General features: G+C 61.7%; 28 protein-coding genes. 3 read left to right on the plus strand and 25 right to left on the minus strand.

What is annotated here, in order from left to right; all coding sequences use genetic code 11:
• Positions 1–11: 11 nt before the first annotated feature.
• The 9 genes from BHE75_RS22635 to BHE75_RS22675 form a co-directional block, all read right to left on the minus strand.
• Complete coding sequence (locus BHE75_RS22635; RefSeq protein WP_056379678.1) at positions 12–1,055, minus strand: relaxase/mobilization nuclease domain-containing protein; 1,044 nt, start codon at positions 1,053–1,055, stop codon at positions 12–14.
• Positions 1,042–1,593, minus strand: coding sequence for a plasmid mobilization relaxosome protein MobC (gene mobC / locus BHE75_RS22640; RefSeq protein WP_021223042.1), 552 nt, complete (start codon positions 1,591–1,593; stop codon positions 1,042–1,044). Before mobC ends, BHE75_RS22635 begins: the two co-directional genes overlap by 14 nt.
• A 190-nt stretch (positions 1,594–1,783) precedes the next feature.
• Entirely contained in the window at positions 1,784–2,809 is a 1,026-nt protein-coding gene (locus tag BHE75_RS22645) for a ParB/RepB/Spo0J family partition protein (protein WP_056379680.1), read from the minus strand.
• The gene (locus BHE75_RS22650; RefSeq protein WP_191225260.1) at positions 2,806–3,564 is read right to left on the minus strand and encodes a ParA family protein; all 759 of its coding nucleotides are present in this window, start codon (positions 3,562–3,564) and stop codon (positions 2,806–2,808) included. Before BHE75_RS22650 ends, BHE75_RS22645 begins: the two co-directional genes overlap by 4 nt.
• Before the next feature lie 30 nt (positions 3,565–3,594).
• Entirely contained in the window at positions 3,595–3,942 is a 348-nt protein-coding gene (locus BHE75_RS22655) for a hypothetical protein (RefSeq protein ID WP_226998753.1), read from the minus strand.
• Positions 3,943–3,951: 9 nt separating this feature from the next.
• A complete protein-coding gene (locus tag BHE75_RS22660; RefSeq protein WP_007016081.1) occupies positions 3,952–4,203 on the minus strand; it encodes a helix-turn-helix transcriptional regulator in 252 nt (83 codons plus the stop codon).
• Between the two features lie 106 nt (positions 4,204–4,309).
• Positions 4,310–4,624, minus strand: coding sequence for a single-stranded DNA-binding protein (locus tag BHE75_RS22665; protein WP_056379684.1), 315 nt, complete (start codon positions 4,622–4,624; stop codon positions 4,310–4,312).
• A 393-nt stretch (positions 4,625–5,017) separates the two neighbouring features.
• On the minus strand, positions 5,018–5,716 hold the full coding sequence (locus tag BHE75_RS22670; protein ID WP_021223037.1) for a recombinase family protein: 699 nt from the start codon (positions 5,714–5,716) through the stop codon (positions 5,018–5,020).
• Positions 5,706–6,440 carry a sigma factor-like helix-turn-helix DNA-binding protein gene (locus tag BHE75_RS22675; protein ID WP_056379686.1) on the minus strand — a complete coding sequence of 245 codons (735 nt, stop codon included), beginning with the start codon at positions 6,438–6,440 and terminating at the stop codon, positions 5,706–5,708. The genes BHE75_RS22670 and BHE75_RS22675 overlap by 11 nt, the downstream gene beginning before the upstream one ends.
• Before the next feature lie 191 nt (positions 6,441–6,631).
• On the opposite strand from BHE75_RS22675, the gene BHE75_RS23785 reads away from it, so the two are divergent.
• Positions 6,632–6,853, plus strand: coding sequence for a helix-turn-helix domain-containing protein (locus BHE75_RS23785; RefSeq protein WP_226998751.1), 222 nt, complete (start codon positions 6,632–6,634; stop codon positions 6,851–6,853).
• A gap of 32 nt (positions 6,854–6,885) precedes the next feature.
• On the plus strand, positions 6,886–7,146 hold the full coding sequence (locus BHE75_RS22680) for a hypothetical protein (RefSeq protein WP_226998750.1): 261 nt from the start codon (positions 6,886–6,888) through the stop codon (positions 7,144–7,146).
• Between the two features lie 15 nt (positions 7,147–7,161).
• Here BHE75_RS22680 and BHE75_RS22685 read toward each other — a convergent pair whose 3' ends face one another.
• From BHE75_RS22685 to BHE75_RS22730, 11 genes are all read right to left on the minus strand, one after another.
• Positions 7,162–7,401 carry a hypothetical protein gene (locus BHE75_RS22685; RefSeq protein ID WP_056379691.1) on the minus strand — a complete coding sequence of 80 codons (240 nt, stop codon included), beginning with the start codon at positions 7,399–7,401 and terminating at the stop codon, positions 7,162–7,164.
• Positions 7,402–7,463: 62 nt separating this feature from the next.
• Positions 7,464–7,685 (minus strand): hypothetical protein, encoded by a 222-nt coding sequence (locus tag BHE75_RS22690; RefSeq protein ID WP_004213291.1) that lies wholly within the window; start codon positions 7,683–7,685, stop codon positions 7,464–7,466.
• Positions 7,686–7,916: 231 nt separating this feature from the next.
• The gene (locus tag BHE75_RS24320; protein WP_072598985.1) at positions 7,917–8,390 is read right to left on the minus strand and encodes a hypothetical protein; all 474 of its coding nucleotides are present in this window, start codon (positions 8,388–8,390) and stop codon (positions 7,917–7,919) included.
• A 617-nt stretch (positions 8,391–9,007) separates the two neighbouring features.
• Positions 9,008–9,325 carry a hypothetical protein gene (locus BHE75_RS22695; protein ID WP_021223033.1) on the minus strand — a complete coding sequence of 106 codons (318 nt, stop codon included), beginning with the start codon at positions 9,323–9,325 and terminating at the stop codon, positions 9,008–9,010.
• Positions 9,326–9,546: 221 nt separating this feature from the next.
• Positions 9,547–9,804: a hypothetical protein gene (locus tag BHE75_RS22700; protein WP_020819824.1), complete on the minus strand. Its 258-nt coding sequence runs from the start codon at positions 9,802–9,804 to the stop codon at positions 9,547–9,549.
• Between the two features lie 73 nt (positions 9,805–9,877).
• Positions 9,878–10,501, minus strand: a complete 624-nt coding sequence (locus tag BHE75_RS25335) for a DUF6884 domain-containing protein (RefSeq protein WP_031293059.1) — start codon at positions 10,499–10,501, stop codon at positions 9,878–9,880.
• Between the two features lie 11 nt (positions 10,502–10,512).
• Positions 10,513–11,322, minus strand: a complete 810-nt coding sequence (locus tag BHE75_RS22710) for a hypothetical protein (RefSeq protein ID WP_056379693.1) — start codon at positions 11,320–11,322, stop codon at positions 10,513–10,515.
• Complete coding sequence (locus tag BHE75_RS22715; RefSeq protein WP_021223029.1) at positions 11,319–11,567, minus strand: hypothetical protein; 249 nt, start codon at positions 11,565–11,567, stop codon at positions 11,319–11,321. Before BHE75_RS22715 ends, BHE75_RS22710 begins: the two co-directional genes overlap by 4 nt.
• Positions 11,568–11,883: 316 nt before the next feature.
• Complete coding sequence (locus tag BHE75_RS22720) at positions 11,884–13,335, minus strand: DUF4942 domain-containing protein (protein WP_226998749.1); 1,452 nt, start codon at positions 13,333–13,335, stop codon at positions 11,884–11,886.
• A 2-nt stretch (positions 13,336–13,337) separates the two neighbouring features.
• Entirely contained in the window at positions 13,338–13,598 is a 261-nt protein-coding gene (locus BHE75_RS22725; protein WP_056379694.1) for a hypothetical protein, read from the minus strand.
• 399 nt (positions 13,599–13,997) lie between these two features.
• A complete protein-coding gene (locus BHE75_RS22730; RefSeq protein ID WP_056379696.1) occupies positions 13,998–14,234 on the minus strand; it encodes a hypothetical protein in 237 nt (78 codons plus the stop codon).
• A gap of 465 nt (positions 14,235–14,699) precedes the next feature.
• On the opposite strand from BHE75_RS22730, the gene BHE75_RS22735 reads away from it, so the two are divergent.
• Positions 14,700–14,990: a hypothetical protein gene (locus BHE75_RS22735; protein ID WP_022684644.1), complete on the plus strand. Its 291-nt coding sequence runs from the start codon at positions 14,700–14,702 to the stop codon at positions 14,988–14,990.
• A gap of 41 nt (positions 14,991–15,031) precedes the next feature.
• Here BHE75_RS22735 and BHE75_RS22740 read toward each other — a convergent pair whose 3' ends face one another.
• Genes BHE75_RS22740 through BHE75_RS22760 form a run of 5 tightly spaced genes read right to left on the minus strand, consistent with a single transcriptional unit; the run spans position 15,032 to position 16,735 of the window.
• Complete coding sequence (locus BHE75_RS22740) at positions 15,032–15,565, minus strand: hypothetical protein (protein ID WP_056379698.1); 534 nt, start codon at positions 15,563–15,565, stop codon at positions 15,032–15,034.
• Complete coding sequence (locus tag BHE75_RS22745; protein WP_056379700.1) at positions 15,562–15,771, minus strand: hypothetical protein; 210 nt, start codon at positions 15,769–15,771, stop codon at positions 15,562–15,564. The genes BHE75_RS22740 and BHE75_RS22745 overlap by 4 nt, the downstream gene beginning before the upstream one ends.
• A 12-nt stretch (positions 15,772–15,783) precedes the next feature.
• Complete coding sequence (locus tag BHE75_RS22750; protein ID WP_056379701.1) at positions 15,784–16,050, minus strand: hypothetical protein; 267 nt, start codon at positions 16,048–16,050, stop codon at positions 15,784–15,786.
• Positions 16,047–16,334, minus strand: coding sequence for a hypothetical protein (locus BHE75_RS22755; RefSeq protein WP_056379703.1), 288 nt, complete (start codon positions 16,332–16,334; stop codon positions 16,047–16,049). Before BHE75_RS22755 ends, BHE75_RS22750 begins: the two co-directional genes overlap by 4 nt.
• A gap of 11 nt (positions 16,335–16,345) precedes the next feature.
• Positions 16,346–16,735, minus strand: a complete 390-nt coding sequence (locus tag BHE75_RS22760) for a DUF3768 domain-containing protein (RefSeq protein ID WP_056379706.1) — start codon at positions 16,733–16,735, stop codon at positions 16,346–16,348.
• Positions 16,736–16,826: the final 91 nt, after the last annotated feature.

The following is a 16,826-nucleotide window of genomic DNA, read 5'->3' on the forward strand; positions in this document are numbered from 1 at the left end:
CGAGTCTGACTCTAGCGTTCTGGCCCTTCACGCGAACGATCGCGGTCCCTAGATCGTTCGTTCTGCCTCTTCCGCTCGATCGCGGCAACCGATCGCTCATGGATTGTAGGCGTTCGCCCTGCCCCCACAAACTCCCGCACCTGGTCGGCAAGCTGGCGATCAGCTGGATCGCTGCTTACCTCAAGCCGCTTGGCGGCGGCTAGATAGCGGCGATGCGTCTCATTCCATGCCTGCCGCCCGCGCACCACGAAATCCGGAGCGGTGGACCGTCCCGCCAGCTGGTCGCGTGCGGCGGCAGTGATTTTCTGATTGGCAAACGGCGCAGGTGCGGTGCCGGCCATGTAGCGCTGCCGCATCCGATTCAGGGCCATGCTTTGACCGGCTCGGCCGACACCACGCGCTGCGCGAGGCGTTGCCTCCGCTGTAACCCCCCTCGCCCGCAATTCCTCGGCAAAGCGCTCTCGGTAATGATGCAGCGTTTGAGGTCGCGGGTTGAAGCGTCTTCCCGTGTCACCGCGCGCCGCAACCGTCACATGAACGTGGGGCCGCGGTGTGTCCGTATGCAGCGCCAGGACGTAATCCCACTCATGCCCGATCTCGCTCCGCGCGACCTCGCGCACCGCTGAAAGAACCTTGTCGGGGTCTGTCCCTGACGGCATCGAAAAAACCATGCTCACGGCGGCTACGGTAGAATTGTCACGCCAATAGACAGGATCGCCCCAATCGCGCGCCAGCTCCGCCCGATCTTCCTTGTCAGTCAGAATGTCGCCATCACGCGTTTCAAGCGGCACATCGCCTTTTCGACCGATATAGTCGAAATGCGCAGCCGCGTGGTTCTTGCCCTTCGGCCTGCCCGTAACCTTGACCATGACCTCCGGAGCACGGCTGACAACGCGGGCAAGCCGCGCCCGGGTGCTCCCGCCCTGGCCTGCCCGCCTCGAACTCAGCGAGCGCAGCAACATGTCAGCCCCGCGCCTGTTCGGGTCGCTGGTCAGCTTTGGTTTGAACAGCGCGGCGAGCTGTCCCGCCTCAAAGCTGCTGTCAAAGTCGCTCACTGGAAACCTCCCAATAGGACAGGTCAGCTTTCGTAGCAGCGCCGATACCTTCGACGGCAGCGCCGATCGCCGCGCGCAGGTCGTTGACCTTTTGCAGCTCGCCGGCGATCTCCGCTGCATTGTCCGCCAGCGCCATCTTGTTCGCGGCTCGGGCGATCTGATTCACGTTGCGCCCAATGCGCTGCAACGCCTGACGGCAATTCAACAGCTCCTCGCGCAATTCGCGATCGACAGGCGCGGCAATGCCGATGTGTCGCCGCACAAGAGCCATGGCCCAGGTCGCCGGGGTCATGCGGCGCTCTTTTGCGCGATGGCGGATCACGGCCAGTTCGGTTTCGGTCGGACGAAGATAAAGGCGATGCTCGCCAGCGGCCTCGCGGTCGGCAACAGGCGCGGCCTCGCTGGCCGCCCCGGACTGCCGGAGCACGGCGTCCACCAGCTGACGCATAAAGGGGCCGCGCCCTCCCCTTGTCTGCGCGAGCGCGTCGATCTTTGCGAGTTTGGTCGCCTCGATCTTGAAGCCCAGCGTCTTTTCCATGTGGGGTAGGTATCTCCCAACCGTGAAGCGCGATCCGATGGGATTGAGCGTAACGGTTAACATTAGCCGCCGCAAGGCTTATCCTGCCATACAGTAGATACCTACCCCACAAACAAAAAGCGGTGGCAACTGCCACCGCTCTAAATTCCACGTCGCCTCGATGCTGAGTGAACGTGGACGGTAAAAGCTATCAGAAGTCGAAGGTTTGGGGCGCGGCCTCGCCGTCGAACCGAACCGTAACCTGGCCGCTTAGAACAATCCCGCGACGGCCCTGAATGATGATGGCCGGTGCGTCGGTGGCCTCTTTCGGCTGACGAGGGGTGCGCGGCTTGTGATCGGAAGGATCGGCAAGCGTTGCGCCCTCCCCTTCCCGCTCGTCGGCGCGGGCATCCGGTTCGGGCCGCTCCTGACGTTCATCCGTCGCACTGGTGGCAACTGCCACCGGCGCGCGCGAAGTTTGGGGCGGCGCTGGATCGTCAATCGCTTTAGCGGCACCGGCCTGCGCACTCTCTTCCTCGGGAATGCCTTGGAGCGTAGCAAGAAACTGCTCACAGGCGGCGGCTGTTGGATTTTCGTTTGCGACCACGAAATTGCGCGTAGCCTGCTCGTCCAGCTCGATCGCGTGTTTGATCGCGACGGCGGCACGCGGAGAACAATTCTTCAACGCGGCGAGAATGTCCTCGGGCAAGGTGCGCAGCGAGTAGAGCCGCTTCACTTCCGAATGCGGCTTGGCGATGCGCGCGGCTAGATCCTTTGTCGAGAGCGTATCACTGACGCGGCTCGCGATGAAACTGACGCGCTCGGCCAGACTCAGGGCTTGGCGTTGCTCGTTCTCAAGAAACTGGTCGAGGCCAATATCGCGTTCGGCGTCCGCCTGATCCAGAACGGTGTCGATCTGATCGAAACCAAGCTGGCGGCACGCGCGATAGCGCCGCTCGCCGTAGCGGATGATGTAGCGACCATTCGACGTTGGCGCGACAACGATGGGTTGCAGCAAGCCGCGGTCCTTGATGGTCGCGGCCAGTGCATCAATCTCGGCCTGGTCGAACTCTCGGCGAACCTGCGTGGGGTCTGGATCAATGTCATCGAGCGGAAGGCGCTGAAACCGTCCAGCGGCCTTGAACTCGGTATTCGCGGGGACGGCCGAAAAGTCCATCGCGTCCATATCGAAGTCGGCAAAGCTCTTCTTCGCCGGTTTGACAGCTGCCTTGCTCATGCGGCCTCCCTCTCAGCTTGATCGACAATGTAGGAGACGACTTCGCGCACGATCGGCGCGCTACGCCGCGTGTCCTTTGCCAAGCGCCAAACGGGAACTTCGAGTAGAGCCGCCTCGCGCATGTGCTCGCGGTGTGGAATGGTGTGCGGCACCACATTGGCAGGAAGCGCCTGCCCAATGCGGTCCATCAGCATTTTTGAAACTTCGCTCGTTGTCTGAACGCGATTGAACACGATCCCGAACCGGGTCGCGTTCCCCTCCCCGCGCACCTTGTTTGCAAGGCTGATGCTTTGCGAGATTTCGTTGAGCGACTGACGCGCGGTTTTGTCGGGGTCCAGTGGGACCGCGACATAATCGGACGCAATCAAGGCCATGAGGTTCCGGCCATCCCACGCGGGTGCAGTGTCGATCACGCAGTAGTCGTAGTGCTTGGCAAGGCCGGCACGAATGGCGCGGACATAAGCGCCGATGTGCTGGCCTTGCTGCGGGCTGTCAGTCGTCAACTCGACGATCTGGCGTGTGTTCTTGAAACAGGCCAGCGCCGGAGGTTCTTTGTTCGGCTCGAAGTCAAGAATCGACTGAACCGGGCCGATCTGCTCGAACTCCGCTTTCAGCATCCCGGCACTGTGGCATTGCTTGTCCAGGTCCAGGACCACGACACGCTTGCCCTGCTCGGCCAGATGCCACGCGATATGACAGGTAAGCGTGGTCTTGCCGATGCCGCCGCGCTCATTGGTCACTACGATTGTTCGCATTGAGAATCCCTTCAATGGCTGCGCCACGGGCTACTTGTGCCAGCGGTTATGGGCGGCGCTGTTTCCCGATCCGAAGCGATACTGCGACTGCATATACCATGGGTTCGGATCGTCATTCAGGTTGAGGCCCTTGCCCTTGCGGCGCGGGCCGGTCTGTTCGGTCGGTGGGTCTTTGCCGAAGAAAACGATCAGCACGAAGACGGCGACGGCTCCCACTCCGAGCCAGCCAAAAGCGAAATAGGCCGCGAGTCCGACTGCAAGGACGACGATCAGCGCGATTGCCGCGATCGCAAGCCACAGGGCAAGCGATGCCCAAAGCATGACAGTCCGTAGCACGCTGGCTGCGCGCCGAAGTTTGCTGGCAATCTCACGGCGCATAGCGGCCTCCTAAGCTGTTCGGCTCTCGCCTCGCTCGGAGCCGATCAACTTAGGGAAAGGCTGCTCCCTGAAGATGTTCGGCACCTCGGTTCGCAGGGCACGCGACATACGGAGCGCCGTCAGCAAAGTGGCGTCCTGCCTGCCGTTCTCGATGGCCGCGACTGTTTCAGGTGAGACTTGAATCCTCGCTGCCAGCTCGGATTGCGTAAGTCCGGAAGCGACGCGCAAGCTCGCTACACGATTGAACAGTTTGGCCGCCACAGATGCCTCGCATAGTTATACCCTATTCTTGTTAGGGTCTGTAAATGGCATTGTCCACAAAAAAGGGCGGCCACCAGGCCGCCCGCTTTAGGTAAAGGAAGGGGGCTTAGTCAGCCCCGCCCCGAGCCAAGATACCCAGCCCCTCAGCGATCAGGTCCACCGAGTAGCGGGTTTCGCCATTGCTCTCGTAGCTGTTCTGGCGGACCCGTCCGGTGATGTGAACCAGGTCGCCCTTGCCCAAGTCAGCGGCGCGCTCTGCCAGCTGGCGGAAGAACGTCACGCGGTTCCAGTGCGTATCGGTCTTCCATTCATCGCCATCCTTGCGGTTGTAGTTCGCGGCGACGGAAACATGGGTGACTTTATCGGTCGTATCGACACTGCCAACGCGGCCGATGATCCGAAATTCAGCGATGTTCTGCATGGTAGTCTCCTTTGGATAAGCGTTGCTGACGGATTTTTTGCGGCGGAGCTGAGCCACGCGGGCAAGCTGAAAATGGGAGGGTCCGCTTGCGGAAACCCAAGGCCGAAGGCCGGTTTTCTGCTTGCCCGCATTAGTGGTGATGCGGAGTTCGTATCCGTCAGACAGCAACGCCCAAAGGAAACGGCCCGAGTAGATGCAGCAATTTGGACTGGCGGCGGTGGCAGCTGCCACCGGCCATTGGCGCTCATAGGTCGCTGCGCTCGATCGGCGCGGCGGCGATTGGAAAACCCTGTCGCGGTTCCGCCGCTCTTGCCCTGGCTGGTAGTCCGATGACGCGGGCAGGGGACTGCCGGTGGCAGCTGCCACCGGCTTGAAGCCGAACAGAAAGGGCGATCAGCGATTCCGCTCATGGTGATTTCGTTGAGGGCTGGGTTCTTGCACCTGGGCGGCACGGTGGGCCGCCCATACCCGCTTGACGGTGCTGCGGTCGCAATCGGCCAGCTCTGCGGTTTTGGCGATGCTCTTGCCCGCCTCGCGCAATGCCACAATGCGGGCGTGCGTTGCCCGATCGCCTTTGCGCCCTCCACTGCGGCCTGCGGCCTTTGCCAAGGCGATACCTTGGCGCTGTCGCTCGCGCCGATCGGTGTAATCGTCGTGGGCCATCTGCAGGGCGATCTTCAAGAGCATCGCCTGAACGGATTCGAGCACGATGCGGGCGATGCCCTCGGCGTCGGCCGCGAGGTCGGACAGGTCCACGACGCCGGGGATGGCAAGTCGCGCGCCTCGCGCACGAATTGTCTCAACCAGTTGCTCGGCCTCGGCCAAGGGAAGACGACTAATCCGGTCGATCTTCTCGGCAATCACCACTTCACCGGGTTGAAGATCGGCAATCATGCGCAGCAACTCGGGGCGGTCGGCACGGGCACCCGATGCCTTCTCCCGATAGACTGCCGCGACATAATAGCCCGCTGCCTTCGCCTCGGCCACGATGGCATCCTGTCGGCGTAAGTCCTGTGCATCGGTGCTGACGCGCAAATAAACGCGGGCGATCTGCGGCGCGAGGGCAGGGGACGGCTCAATATCAGTGGCCATCGTTTGTTGAAGCTTCCTTGCCTAGCTGGGGACCATCCGGGGGAGAAGCCAGCATGTTGGATATGCTGGCTTCTGCGCTCGCGATCGCATCGCGGATTTCATCGGCCTGTTCGCGCAGCGCCGCTAATTGGCGGTCGCGCGGCAAAATTGCCCTCAGCCAATTAGCGCGCTGCTCGATTTGAGCGATCTGTTCGGCAAAAAACTGAGCGTCGGATTTCATCCGATCAAGCTCAGCCTGCGCCATGCGTAGTTTACGGTTCCAAGCGGAATCGCGCGCCTTCGCTCGCCTGACCTCATCCCGGTCTTGCTTGGCCTTGCGCTTCCGCTCCTGATCTAGCGCCTTTTGCAAGGCATCGCGTTTCCTGATCCGCTCGGCCTCAGCCGCTTCATCATGCCGGCGCGCGATCAAAGCATCCAACGCCGAACGATCGTGAATGTCTATGTTGTTGCAGACCCATCTGATCCTTCGGAATGCCTTGTCCTCGATTTGGCCGATGCGGCTTGGCGACACACCGACGATCTTTGCAGTCGCGGCTAGAGTGAGCGCGGGAGAGGGGCCAAGCCCGATCCGCAAGCGGACAACCTGTTGCTCATGCGGCTCCAGCATCGCGATCAACCGCTCGATGGTTCGATGGTCGGTAATCGGCCTCTCCACATCGCGCTTTGCAAGCCGAGCTGCGAACAGCTCCATGGCCGATTTCATCGCGTCGTCCTGACCGTCCATGCAGGGTTTGAACCTCGCTCGTCCAAATATGGCGCACAATCTATACCATCTGCGCTAGGCGCGAAAGCCATGGCGCAGAAAGCCGTTTGAGCAACCCTATTGCGCCATGCCGTTGGAACCGACATTCTGCGCCTAGCGAAAAGGAAACGAGCGCGATGCCAACCCTACACCTGAAACGAACATCGCCGTTGATGACCCAGCTCGGGGCCAACATCGCTCGCGAACTAAAGAAACTAGGCATAACTCAAGGGGAGTTGTCCGAACGCTCGGGCGTTGCGGCGTCGCATATTTCATACATGGTTCGCGGACAAGGCAATCCAACGCTTGCGACCTTGGAGAGCCTTGCCGATGTTTTCAGATTATCGGTTGTCGAATTATTGGCAGCGGATAGCACTTCCGACGATAAGTCCTGAAAGGCAGTCGCTTTATTTGATTGGAACGATCTATGTCCAGTAACCCGCCCCGCGAATTTGACCGCCTGCCACAAGATGCGCCGTTGGTGCGGGCAATGGGGGGAGCACTCTCGATTTTTGCCACGCTGCTTGCGCGCCAAGGCATTGTCGAGACGGGCGAGGTCGCAAACTTGTTGGGTATCTATGCGGTAGCGACAAGCGAAGTCGATAACGAAGAGGGCATGATCTTGGGATGCTGGGCAGCTATGATCCGCGACGTGGCAGAGCAACAGCGCAAAGCCGCTCGCGGATAAACCCCGCGCATGGCGCTAGCCGTGCGCCGCCTCGATGTGCTGGGCCAGCTCGGCCAGATGATCGGGATCAAGTAGATCCTCTGCGGCAAGATCGACCGCGAAAAACTCGCCCTCACGGGGAGGCGCGCGATCGGCGGCAAACGCGGCCAGATAGGGCCGTGCCTCGTCCGTGGCGATCCAGCGCCAGAAAGCATTGCCCTGGCCGAATAAACCGCTCTCGAACATATCGAGCCGTGCTTGTGCGAAGTCGGTCAATTTGCGTCTCCTGACAATCGGGCGGTTCGGCAAAAAAAGGGAGGCCGAAGCCTCCCTTTGTCTTACTGGAACAGTTTGATGAATGCGGGCGCGAGGCCGATGACTGCGAGGACGAAACCGACACTGCCGATGACCCAGGTTTGCGCCGTCAGCTTGCTTTCGATTCCCTTGTTCGCCTCCTGAACCTTCACGGCGATATACTCCTCAATAGCCTCTACAACTTCCGCTGCGGCGTCGTCGGACAGATTAGCCGCTTTCAGTGCTCTAAACAATTTGATGTGCATCCGGTTCTCCTTCTCGTTGGTGACGGGAGACACCCGGCATGGGCACCGGCGCCGGCTGTCAGGGACCGCGAAGCGGCCGCGTTAGCGGGCGGTGGGGGAGCCGATTTGCGTAGCAAATTGGGGGAACCGCCGATCCTTGAAAGCTGGCGCGCACCCATGCCAAAATGCCACGACACACAGAGAGAAGAGATTGCACGGGCCGGGGTTCGATGCCCCGGCCCGTGCACGCGGCTACGGAGTTACGGTCAGCGCGGCCCCGGTGTTGAGGTTAGCATTGTAGTTGCAGCTAGACCCGAAATTCACCGAATTGAAAAAGAACGACGTTGCGTTGTTTCCGCTCTTCATAATGGTGAAGGGCACGTTCTGCGACGTGCTGCAACCATTGAGGTTGCCGCCAATGATCCTGAATCCATGCAGAACCCCGGTCGTAGCTGACGTAGCTGACCAGGTGGTGGCGGGCACCGAAAGCTGGCCGCAATTCGGATTGGTATCTCCGACACCGCCGGAAATTGTTCCGCCCGTGGATGAGGTGGTTTGCGCCTGCCAAGTCCAACCGCAAGCCCAAATATTACTGCCCTGAACCACGTTCCCACCTCCCTTGAGGGTGAACGGGTAGCTCGTTGGTGCAACGGTCGCTGCGAACGATGGGCTTGCCAGGGCAAGCGTCGCCAATGCGCCAAGCATGGCGCGAACAGCCATTTTCATGGCTCTCTCCTTTTCAGGTTGTGGGACCGGTCCTCGCGGTTATCCGGCTCCCGTTAGCGGGATCATTCCCCGCCCCTGAAAAGTAACGCGAAGGGGCGGGCCGACGCCAATCAACTTATTGTGATCGCTTGCTTGCGGTCGGTGGCGCGCAGGCTCATATCCTGATGGTTGGTGAGGAAGGCGTATGGGCGTAGCGGCAAATTCATTGAAGATATGCGCGTTGCTCTCGATCGCAGCGCCGGTTGCCGCGCAGTCTGCCAGAGAACACCCGCGCGTCGTCACTACGCCAGATGGCCGCACCGTGTATGTGGTGCCGGCGCAGCCGGGGGCTAGTCGCACGAACAGACCCCCGGTGCGAACCGTAGTCACGCCCGATGGCCGCACCGTTTACGTTGTGGAAGAACAGCCCAAGGACACGCGCAGCCCAAGGCAACGTTGCATTGATGAGGAAGTGGCGCGCGAAGGCGGTTCGCCTTCGCAGCTCACAATGGGCGCGATCGACCTAAAATGCAGCCAGCGTTAAACGATAAGCTCTAGGCCCGCACTGGATGGGGCACCGAGATCATCGGTTTCGGTCAACGGGCGAAAAGGGGCGGGCCAGGCCCGCCCCCCCGGCGTCAGCCGGATTGGCCGCGCTTTGCTTTGGCCTCTAGGACTAAGGCGACAAGCTGCGGATCAAAGCACTCGCCGCGCTCGATGTTGCGGATGCCGGGACCGTCCAGCACATCCTTGATGCGATCCGCAATGATCTGCGCCAGCTCGGCCGAAACAGCCTCGATGTCGGCGCTCGTCTTGCCGATGAACATCGGATCTTTCGGCCACATGCTCTCCGCATCGAAATGGTCCTTGTCGTTGACCGCATTCCTCAAGGCGTCGATCGCTGCATTTCCAAGCGCGCGCTCGAAAGCCAGCTGAGCGAACAGACGATGAGACATAACAACCTCCTTGTTGCCGGAATTGGCAAGGCCAAGGGGAGGGTCGCGCCGGGTCGGGTCAGGGACCGCGAAGCGGCCGCGCTAGCGGGCGGTGGGGGAGCCGATTTGCGCAGCAAATTGGGGGGACCGCCGATCCTTGATGCGGCCTGGTGCGTCCCTCATGCTAGGAGGACACTGACGGGGGGATTTAACAAATCAACGCCTGCCCGAAGGGCAGACCGCTACCTTGGGGCTTCCCTCGCCCGCACCATGGCGCTGTATTCCAGCAGTGCTTGCCGGACATTCTCATCATCGGTGACGGTAAGGGCATGACTGGTTGCGGACGCATGATCCGTCCGCATTTCAAGCCACGAGATACGCGCTGCATCTGGCTTCTGACGGTCCTGTTCCAGTGCAATTTGTTCGCTGTAACCGGCGATCACGTCATTGATCGCCTCAAGCGCTGCCTCATAGGCAATGGCCTGATCTTGCGTCCACAAGGGTTCTGAGGGGGCGTCCATAATCACAGGCTAATTTAAGGTGTCAAACCGCCTGACGGCAAGCTGCACTCCGTCACCATTCTTGAGCGAGCCAAGCGAGTTGCTGGCCGATCCCAAGCCCTTCCATCGGCGCGGACGCGCGCCGCTCGATTTGCGGCCACAAAGGGTCGCGATAGTGTCGGCCTGCGAGAACGATCAGCGGCGCAGCGGCGTCGATCTGGTCGGCCATCGCCTCGATCACGCGCGCGCCCCAAAGGCGGCGCGCGCTTGCCTTCATCGCGCATAGCGTCTCGTCATAAGGCGCGATCACGGTTTCCGGCGCGATCAGGCCATGCTTTGCGGACAGGATGAACCATGGCCCTCCCTGCCTTTCGACATAGGCGCGTGCCTTCTGAAACCATGGCGATATGTAAAGATCGCGCGCCGGGGCGGGACGGTCCAGTTTCGCCGCTACGCAAGCGACAAGGAAAATCGGAGGCGGGGGCGGGGCCGGTTCAATTGCGGGCAAAGGTGCGGCCTCAAGATCAGCAATGACGGTGCAGCGGCCCCATTTCTGCAACTGGCGCTGCCATCCTTTCGGCGGCCCCTTACGCTCGGCAACGTGGGAAAGGGTCGGGCCGCCGAACAGGTCGGGTTGTTCCCCGATGCGTTGCACCGGGGGAATGTAGCGGGGTTCTCGGATGCAATGACGTGCCATGCTCGATCCCGTCAAAAGGCGAAAGCGGTCTGGCCGCTCGCCTCGGTGTAGCTGTCACTATCGCCTGCGGCATAGCGGTCGCGGCCCTTGGGGGACCATTGCAGGAAACCCGAACGGTCATAGGAGAACCAACCGTCCTCAATCCCGACGATGAAGGACCATGCCTTATCCTCGGCGCATGGGCCGTGAAGATTGATCGGCCAATGCTCGGCCCCGCGATCCTGCTGGCACGGGGACGGGGCGGAAAAGCTGCGCAGCATGGCGGCGCGATCGGTCGGCTCGGTCGCTCCCATTTCCCGCATGATCTGGCGGGCCTCCCCGGTGCTGATGTGGCCGCTCGCCTTCTTGTCCTCATGGTGCGAGTAGGTCAGGCCATAGACAACGGCATTGAAGATGTTGCGCGGCTCGGTGAACTCCTGCGTTTCCAGCAAGTCACGCCATTTCCCGGCGCTGATAAGGTCCACCGCATGATGCCAGAGCGAATGAGCGCGATTGCTGTAGCCGTGGCGGTTCGTCACGCCATCGCGAGCGATCTCGATCCCTAGCGCGCGCTCGACGTGCTGCACAAAAGGATGGGCGGCAAGCAAAGGATGGCGAAGGCCGATCTTGCGCGGCTCGTCCTGCTCTGCGCGGATAACCTCAATGGGGAATTGGAACAGGCGCGACGGCAGATTCCACGGCGCGGAAAGGGGAAAGTCGCGGGGCACATCAAGCGCCCCGTTAATGTCCAGCAGAAAGCCGTTCGGCGCGAAGCCTGCGGCAATGATCTGGTCGCCCAGCTCGTCGGCCTGCGCGGTGCGGATCGCGGCGGCGGCGCTCATGCGCTCAACTCCGCATAGGTGGCGCTGCACTCGTAGCGGATCGCATCGCCATCCCACATAGGACCGCAAACGCCCTTGAATTTCGGTGCGCCCTGCAACTCAAGCCGCTGGCTCGGATTGCTGTTGTAACCGCTGCATTGAAGCCCCTCGACCGCTGCCCGGTTGACGATGGTTTCAAAGGTCGCGCCCTCGATCTCGATCCGGTCAAAGTCTTGCTCGGTCTGGCGGTAGATACGGATTTTCACGGGCTTTCCCTTCCTAATTGAGCCGAAGGCGATGACGGGTCATCGACTTCTGCCGAAAGCGGGCGACGCTGGGCCGGGGAATGCCGCAAACGGGGCCGGTCAGGCGGGAGGGGGATCACCCGTCCTGCACGGAGCGGAGCGAAGGAAGGGCGGGGAAACCCGCCTGATCGCCAAGCGGAGCCGCGCAGCGGCGGAGACGGTCTAGCCCTTGCGGCAGGGGGCAGGAACAGGCCCCAAACGCGACAAATCAGCGCGGCGGCTTACCGCCTCAATCTGCGCCAGGACAGGCGGTGGCAGCTGCCACCGCCTGCACCGATCAGCCAGGCTTGCGGATCGCAAGCAAAACGGTGTTCACGTTGGTTCCGGCGTGGGCGAAAGAACCGGGGGGAAGGTCGATCCATTTGCGGCCGTGGAAATAGATCGCCTCGCAAGCAGCGATCATGCGGTGTAGCGCCTTGTGGCGCTGATCCTCGCCATACTCTGCCCGCGCGCTCATGATCGCCACCAGCACGCCTCCCGGCTTGAGAAAGGCGAGGGCATGACGCACATGGTCACAGTCGCGGCCTCGATCAAAAGGCGGGTTCATTATCACCGCGTCGAACGGTGCATAATGGGCCGGGTCCAGCGCAAGAAAATCGCCCTCGATCGCATCGGCAAAGCCATGGATTATGCGTAGTTCATGGGCGAAGCCGGGTTGCAGCTCCACGCAAGTTACATCGGCACCGGCGTTGCGCGCGGCCGAAGCAAGCGCGGCCTTCCCCGCGCTAGGCTCTAGAACGCGCTGGCCTGTGCTAATCCTCGCATGTTCGATGACCTGGGCGGCGATCTCCGGGGAAGTCATGAACGCGCCGAAGTTCTTGGCGGGCGTGATATGATAGGCCGGGGCCGCTTCGGCCTCGGTCGTCTCATAGCCGTCACCGATAGCCTCGCCGTAGTATTCCGCGAGCAACAGATTCACGTTCTGCAAAAGGTCGTCGCGCTCAAACCATATGTGCAGATTGCCATTCTTGAAGACGCGAACGCGGAAATAGTCGCCCTCGATCACGGTTGGCAGCGATCCGCGCACGCGCGCGGCATCGGCAACCTGTGAAGCGATGCTCTGGCCCTCTGAAACAGGGGGCTTTTCGTCCAGTTCCAGAAAGACGCGCTCCACGTCCCGCAACGTGTCGCGGCGCTCGTAGCGGTCCCATGATCCCCATTCGTTCAAGGCGCGGTCGATGATGAGACGCGCGCCGATCTTGAAACCGTTGTGCGAGCGAAAGCGGCGATCCAGCTTGGCGAAGACGTTGGCGATGCCGCGCAAATAAAGGTCGCGCCGGTTGGTCCAGATATTCCCGAAAGTCGCGGCGCAGTTGTCGGGCGTGAACGGCACGGGATCATCGCGCAAGCCGTCATGAAACTCCTTCCGGGCCTGCTGGTCTAGCAGCTGGTCAAAACCCAGCTGCTCCATGAGGGCCGCCCAGCACCGGCGGTCCATCGTGTGCGTCAAGACGCGCTCGAAATTGTAGCGTGCGTCGATGGTCTTGCGCGCTCCCGTCTCCTTGTCGCGCTGGTCGATAGGCTGCGACTGGATAAAAGCGCGGGTCAACGTGTCCTCGGTCCAGTCGCGGCCACATGACAGCGACAGTGCGCCGCCAAGGGTCAGGCGCGCCGCCTCGTCGCGGGTTGCATGGTAGTTGTCATAGAGGCTCAGCCAAAGGGCTATGGCCTTGTCTCGGCCGTCGCAAATATCCGCAATCTGCGCGGGCGTCATAAGCTCCTGGCCCATGCTCACGCCCCCCCGACAATAAGAGCACCAAAGCCGAAGCCCTCGGCGGCGTCCTCGATGGTGGTCACAAGGCCGTCAAAATCTTCATCCGGCCCTAGTAGGTCGGCAACCTCGATGACGGCGGGAAGGTCAGCGCCATGATTTTCGGCAAGGTCTTTGATGTAGCCGAAGCGGTCGAAATTGCCCTCTTCCTCATAGCGAGCGAGCGGGATGGTGCGGGCGGCGTTGATCCGAAGAATCGTTGCCAGCGGAATGTCGGTCATGTGCTGTTTTCCCTGCCTAGAATGGAGCCGAAGGCGATGACGGGTCATCGACTTCTGCCCAGCGGCGAGCAGGGCCGGGGAATGCCGCAAATCAGGGCCGATCAGGGGGGAGGGGGATCACCCGTCCTGCACGGAGCGTAGCGAAGGAAGGGCGGGGAAACCCGCCTGATCGCCAAGCGAGGCCGCATAGCGGCCGAGACGGTCCAGCCCTTGCGGCAGGGGGCAGGAACAGGCCCCAAAGTCGGACAGCGGACGCGGCGGCATTGCCGCCTCAATCTAGGGAAAAGCGCCCGCTAGGTCATAGCGTAGCGGCGACCTAGCGGGCGCTGCGGCATGTCGCCGGCGACATGCCCAACGGATAGCGCCGGAAGCATCCAAACAATCGGATCCTCCGTCATTTTAGTTGCCCGAGCGGTTGCGCGACACGTCCGCATAAGGTTTGCGGCGGCACTGGCTGCACCGAAGCCGCGCGATCAGCTCGTAAATGCAAGTATCGAAAGAGATGCGGCGCGAGCGGGCGAAGTCGCCCAGCGGGGCGACGACGCGGCGACCGCAAGCGCACTGGATTCGCAGATAGCAGCCTTGCCGATACCAGATAGGATCAATGGGCTTGGGGCGGTTGTAGTTCGCGGCCATTGGGCGCTTATGCGCCAAACGGAACAGGAGGGGAACGCGCCGCGCGCGCGCCGGTTATTGGATTGGCAAGGGAAAAGGGCTATATAGGCAATGCTTCGTGTGCTGATTCATTTCACGCACCTACCTGAACCCGCCGTGCTGTCACACGGCGGGTTCAAACATTTAGGGCGGGCGGCCCTGTCAGACCACCCGCCCCGCTGGATCAGCCCTTATCGGACTTCCCCAGCTTCACAATTGCGATCACGAGCGCGATGGCTGCGATCGTCAATTGAGCTGCTTCATATGCTGTCAAATCACATCACCTCCTTTGAGCGAGAGGATTTGCGAAGGGCCGCTGTCACAGTCCCTCGCCCTCGCTCGATGAAGGCTATACAACGGATTGGCGGGAACGCGCGCGAAACGCTCTTCATATTTTCATAAAGCCGTGGGATCATCGCCAGCGACCGTTGATGAAAAGGGGAAGCTATGGGCCTCGTATCGCAGGTTAGCGCCGATGACCGGGAAAGCGCATGGCGAATAGTCCGTCATCGCGAAATCATGGAACGACTGATTCCGCTTTGGGCCGTGCTTGGCGTCGCACTGGTGCTGATGGGCGTGGACCTGGGCGGGCGTCTGCTGTGGACGCTGCCGATGATCGGATATGTCTTTGGGGTGATGGCGGTCGATCACGGCCCTGATTACCGCGCCGCGAATTATTGGGTGCCGGTCCTGGGAAGCCAAGCGGCGGCGCTGCTGCCTCTCATCGCCAGATTCTAGATCTCTCTGGAGCGGTGGCAGCTGCCACCGCTCCACGCGCGTCAAGCTCTGCCCTCGAAGCGGGCGATCAGCTGCTCCGCTACGGAAGTAATTTCGGCGGGGTCGGCGGTTTGAGTGCAATCGCCACCTACAACAGCGCCGAGCGTGCCGCCGTCCAGTTGGACAACGTGGACACGCCACACGTCGCGCCGGAGTTCGTATTGATCGGGAAGCGGCCTCTGCATGATTTCATGAAACACCAGGTCAACCCATTGGCGCGCGTCCGGATCAGAAGACGCATCGGCGTAGTCCGCGCGGCTCGCCATGACGCTGTATCGGTCGCCTAGCATGAATTGGCGTTCGCGCCCGCGCCGGTCCTGCTCGATCCGCGTCACGCGATCTTTTTCCGCCCGCTTCATGGCCTGTTTCATCCGAACATCGTCGGCGCCGCGCGTCAGCGCCGCCATGATGTTCGGGACGCGCGCGGGCATGTAATGCCCCGCGCGCTCGGCCGCCTCGATCACAAATTGCAAATCGCTGATCTCTGTGGGGGAAAGGGTGACGCGAACGGCGCTCGCCGTGTTGCTGATCTTCATGGCTGCGGCTCCGGCTCATCCTTCGCCTTGTAGGCGGCAAGGCCAATCCATGATCCGTTGTCGCCGCGAAACTGGCGCACAACATCGCCACCGTCCCAATGGCCGGTGAAGATGCCGCGCCGGTTGATGCCGCCGACGGGGCGCGTGCGCGCCGCCAGAAGGCGGGCGCGGCGCGTGTCTCGATCTAGGTGGCGCATGGGTTGCATGGTCAATCCTTCCTATTCGCTGGCGGTGTCGAGTTGCGTGCCGATCTCGTCGGCGTCGAAGTCTTCAAGGGATGAAATCGCGCTTTCCAGTTCGGAAATTGCGGCTTCCATCGCCTGCGCGCGTTCGCTGTCCTCAAGGCTGGGGGGCAGATTCTCGCGGGCGGCCTGCTCGTCATCCTTGATGGTTTCGAGCATGTCGCGCGCCTCGTCCAACAGGGCCTTGCCCTTGTCGATCAGCGCGCGGGCGGCGACGATCTGCTTACGGCGTTCGCGGTTCATGCTTCTGCCCTCACGTCGCCGCTGTCGATCTGAAAGCCTGCGCGGGCCAGCTCGTCACAAAGGGCGCGCTGCCGATCCTCGCGGGTGCCGCTGATGGCGATGTAGCTGCACCGGCCATCGTGGAAGGCGAAGCCTGCGCGTTTCAGGCATCCGCGAAACCGCTGGTGGGTGCGGTCGCTCCAATCCAATGTGCCCGCATAGTTGCGGAAGGCGGCGACGGCGCAGACGGAACCGTAATTCTCATCACGCCAGCTAAGCTCGATAACCGGGGCCGATTTGGTCATGGTGGCCTCCCTCAATATTCGCTGGTCAGGAGAATGGTGAGCACGCGGGTTGTGGCATCGGGGTTCCACGGTTCGGCGCTGCCAAATTCAAGATCGCGGTCGTAATAGTCGAACTTCCACATGACCGAGAGGGCAGGGCGCGCGCTGTCGTCGGTCCAGCGGGTATGCCATTGGCCGATCACGTCGCGATAAAGGAAACCGGCGTCATGCTCGCCGTGCGGGTCGTTGTCGGGTGTGAAATCCTCAAAGCCCTCGATCATCTTGAGAATGTCGGTCTGCGTATTCTCGTCCAGCGCCGCGATGCCTTGCGTAATCACGGTGCGACAAGTCACGCCCATCGTTCGCCGCGCAATGTCGTTCAGCGCCGCAACGGTGGCGATCTGGTCAGTTGTCGCTTCCATTTTCCTCACTCCTTTAGGCGAAGCCGCTGCCTGCGGCCTGCGGCTCTGACCCGCTGGCGAAGCGCGGGATGGGGAGGGGGAAGCAAAATCG

This window comes from Edaphosphingomonas haloaromaticamans, assembly GCF_001853345.1.
In the GTDB taxonomy this organism is placed as follows: Bacteria; Pseudomonadota; Alphaproteobacteria; order Sphingomonadales; family Sphingomonadaceae; genus Sphingomonas_E; species Sphingomonas_E fennica.

Coding starts and splice junctions, on each gene's coding strand:
- mobC (WP_021223042.1), bottom strand. CDS start 1,593: ATGGAAAAGACGCTGGGCTTCAAGATCGAGGCGACCAAACTCGCAAAG.
- BHE75_RS22645 (WP_056379680.1), bottom strand. CDS start 2,809: ATGAGCAAGGCAGCTGTCAAACCGGCGAAGAAGAGCTTTGCCGACTTC.
- BHE75_RS22650 (WP_191225260.1), bottom strand. CDS start 3,564: ATGCGAACAATCGTAGTGACCAATGAGCGCGGCGGCATCGGCAAGACC.
- BHE75_RS22655 (WP_226998753.1), bottom strand. CDS start 3,942: ATGCGCCGTGAGATTGCCAGCAAACTTCGGCGCGCAGCCAGCGTGCTA.
- BHE75_RS22665 (WP_056379684.1), bottom strand. CDS start 4,624: ATGCAGAACATCGCTGAATTTCGGATCATCGGCCGCGTTGGCAGTGTC.
- BHE75_RS22670 (WP_021223037.1), bottom strand. CDS start 5,716: ATGGCCACTGATATTGAGCCGTCCCCTGCCCTCGCGCCGCAGATCGCC.
- BHE75_RS22675 (WP_056379686.1), bottom strand. CDS start 6,440: ATGGACGGTCAGGACGACGCGATGAAATCGGCCATGGAGCTGTTCGCA.
- BHE75_RS23785 (WP_226998751.1), top strand. CDS start 6,632: ATGACCCAGCTCGGGGCCAACATCGCTCGCGAACTAAAGAAACTAGGC.
- BHE75_RS22680 (WP_226998750.1), top strand. CDS start 6,886: ATGTCCAGTAACCCGCCCCGCGAATTTGACCGCCTGCCACAAGATGCG.
- BHE75_RS22690 (WP_004213291.1), bottom strand. CDS start 7,685: ATGCACATCAAATTGTTTAGAGCACTGAAAGCGGCTAATCTGTCCGAC.
- BHE75_RS24320 (WP_072598985.1), bottom strand. CDS start 8,390: ATGAAAATGGCTGTTCGCGCCATGCTTGGCGCATTGGCGACGCTTGCC.
- BHE75_RS22695 (WP_021223033.1), bottom strand. CDS start 9,325: ATGTCTCATCGTCTGTTCGCTCAGCTGGCTTTCGAGCGCGCGCTTGGA.
- BHE75_RS25335 (WP_031293059.1), bottom strand. CDS start 10,501: ATGGCACGTCATTGCATCCGAGAACCCCGCTACATTCCCCCGGTGCAA.
- BHE75_RS22710 (WP_056379693.1), bottom strand. CDS start 11,322: ATGAGCGCCGCCGCCGCGATCCGCACCGCGCAGGCCGACGAGCTGGGC.
- BHE75_RS22720 (WP_226998749.1), bottom strand. CDS start 13,335: ATGGGCCAGGAGCTTATGACGCCCGCGCAGATTGCGGATATTTGCGAC.
- BHE75_RS22725 (WP_056379694.1), bottom strand. CDS start 13,598: ATGACCGACATTCCGCTGGCAACGATTCTTCGGATCAACGCCGCCCGC.
- BHE75_RS22730 (WP_056379696.1), bottom strand. CDS start 14,234: ATGGCCGCGAACTACAACCGCCCCAAGCCCATTGATCCTATCTGGTAT.
- BHE75_RS22735 (WP_022684644.1), top strand. CDS start 14,700: ATGGGCCTCGTATCGCAGGTTAGCGCCGATGACCGGGAAAGCGCATGG.
- BHE75_RS22740 (WP_056379698.1), bottom strand. CDS start 15,565: ATGAAGATCAGCAACACGGCGAGCGCCGTTCGCGTCACCCTTTCCCCC.
- BHE75_RS22745 (WP_056379700.1), bottom strand. CDS start 15,771: ATGCAACCCATGCGCCACCTAGATCGAGACACGCGCCGCGCCCGCCTT.
- BHE75_RS22750 (WP_056379701.1), bottom strand. CDS start 16,050: ATGAACCGCGAACGCCGTAAGCAGATCGTCGCCGCCCGCGCGCTGATC.
- BHE75_RS22755 (WP_056379703.1), bottom strand. CDS start 16,334: ATGACCAAATCGGCCCCGGTTATCGAGCTTAGCTGGCGTGATGAGAAT.
- BHE75_RS22760 (WP_056379706.1), bottom strand. CDS start 16,735: ATGGAAGCGACAACTGACCAGATCGCCACCGTTGCGGCGCTGAACGAC.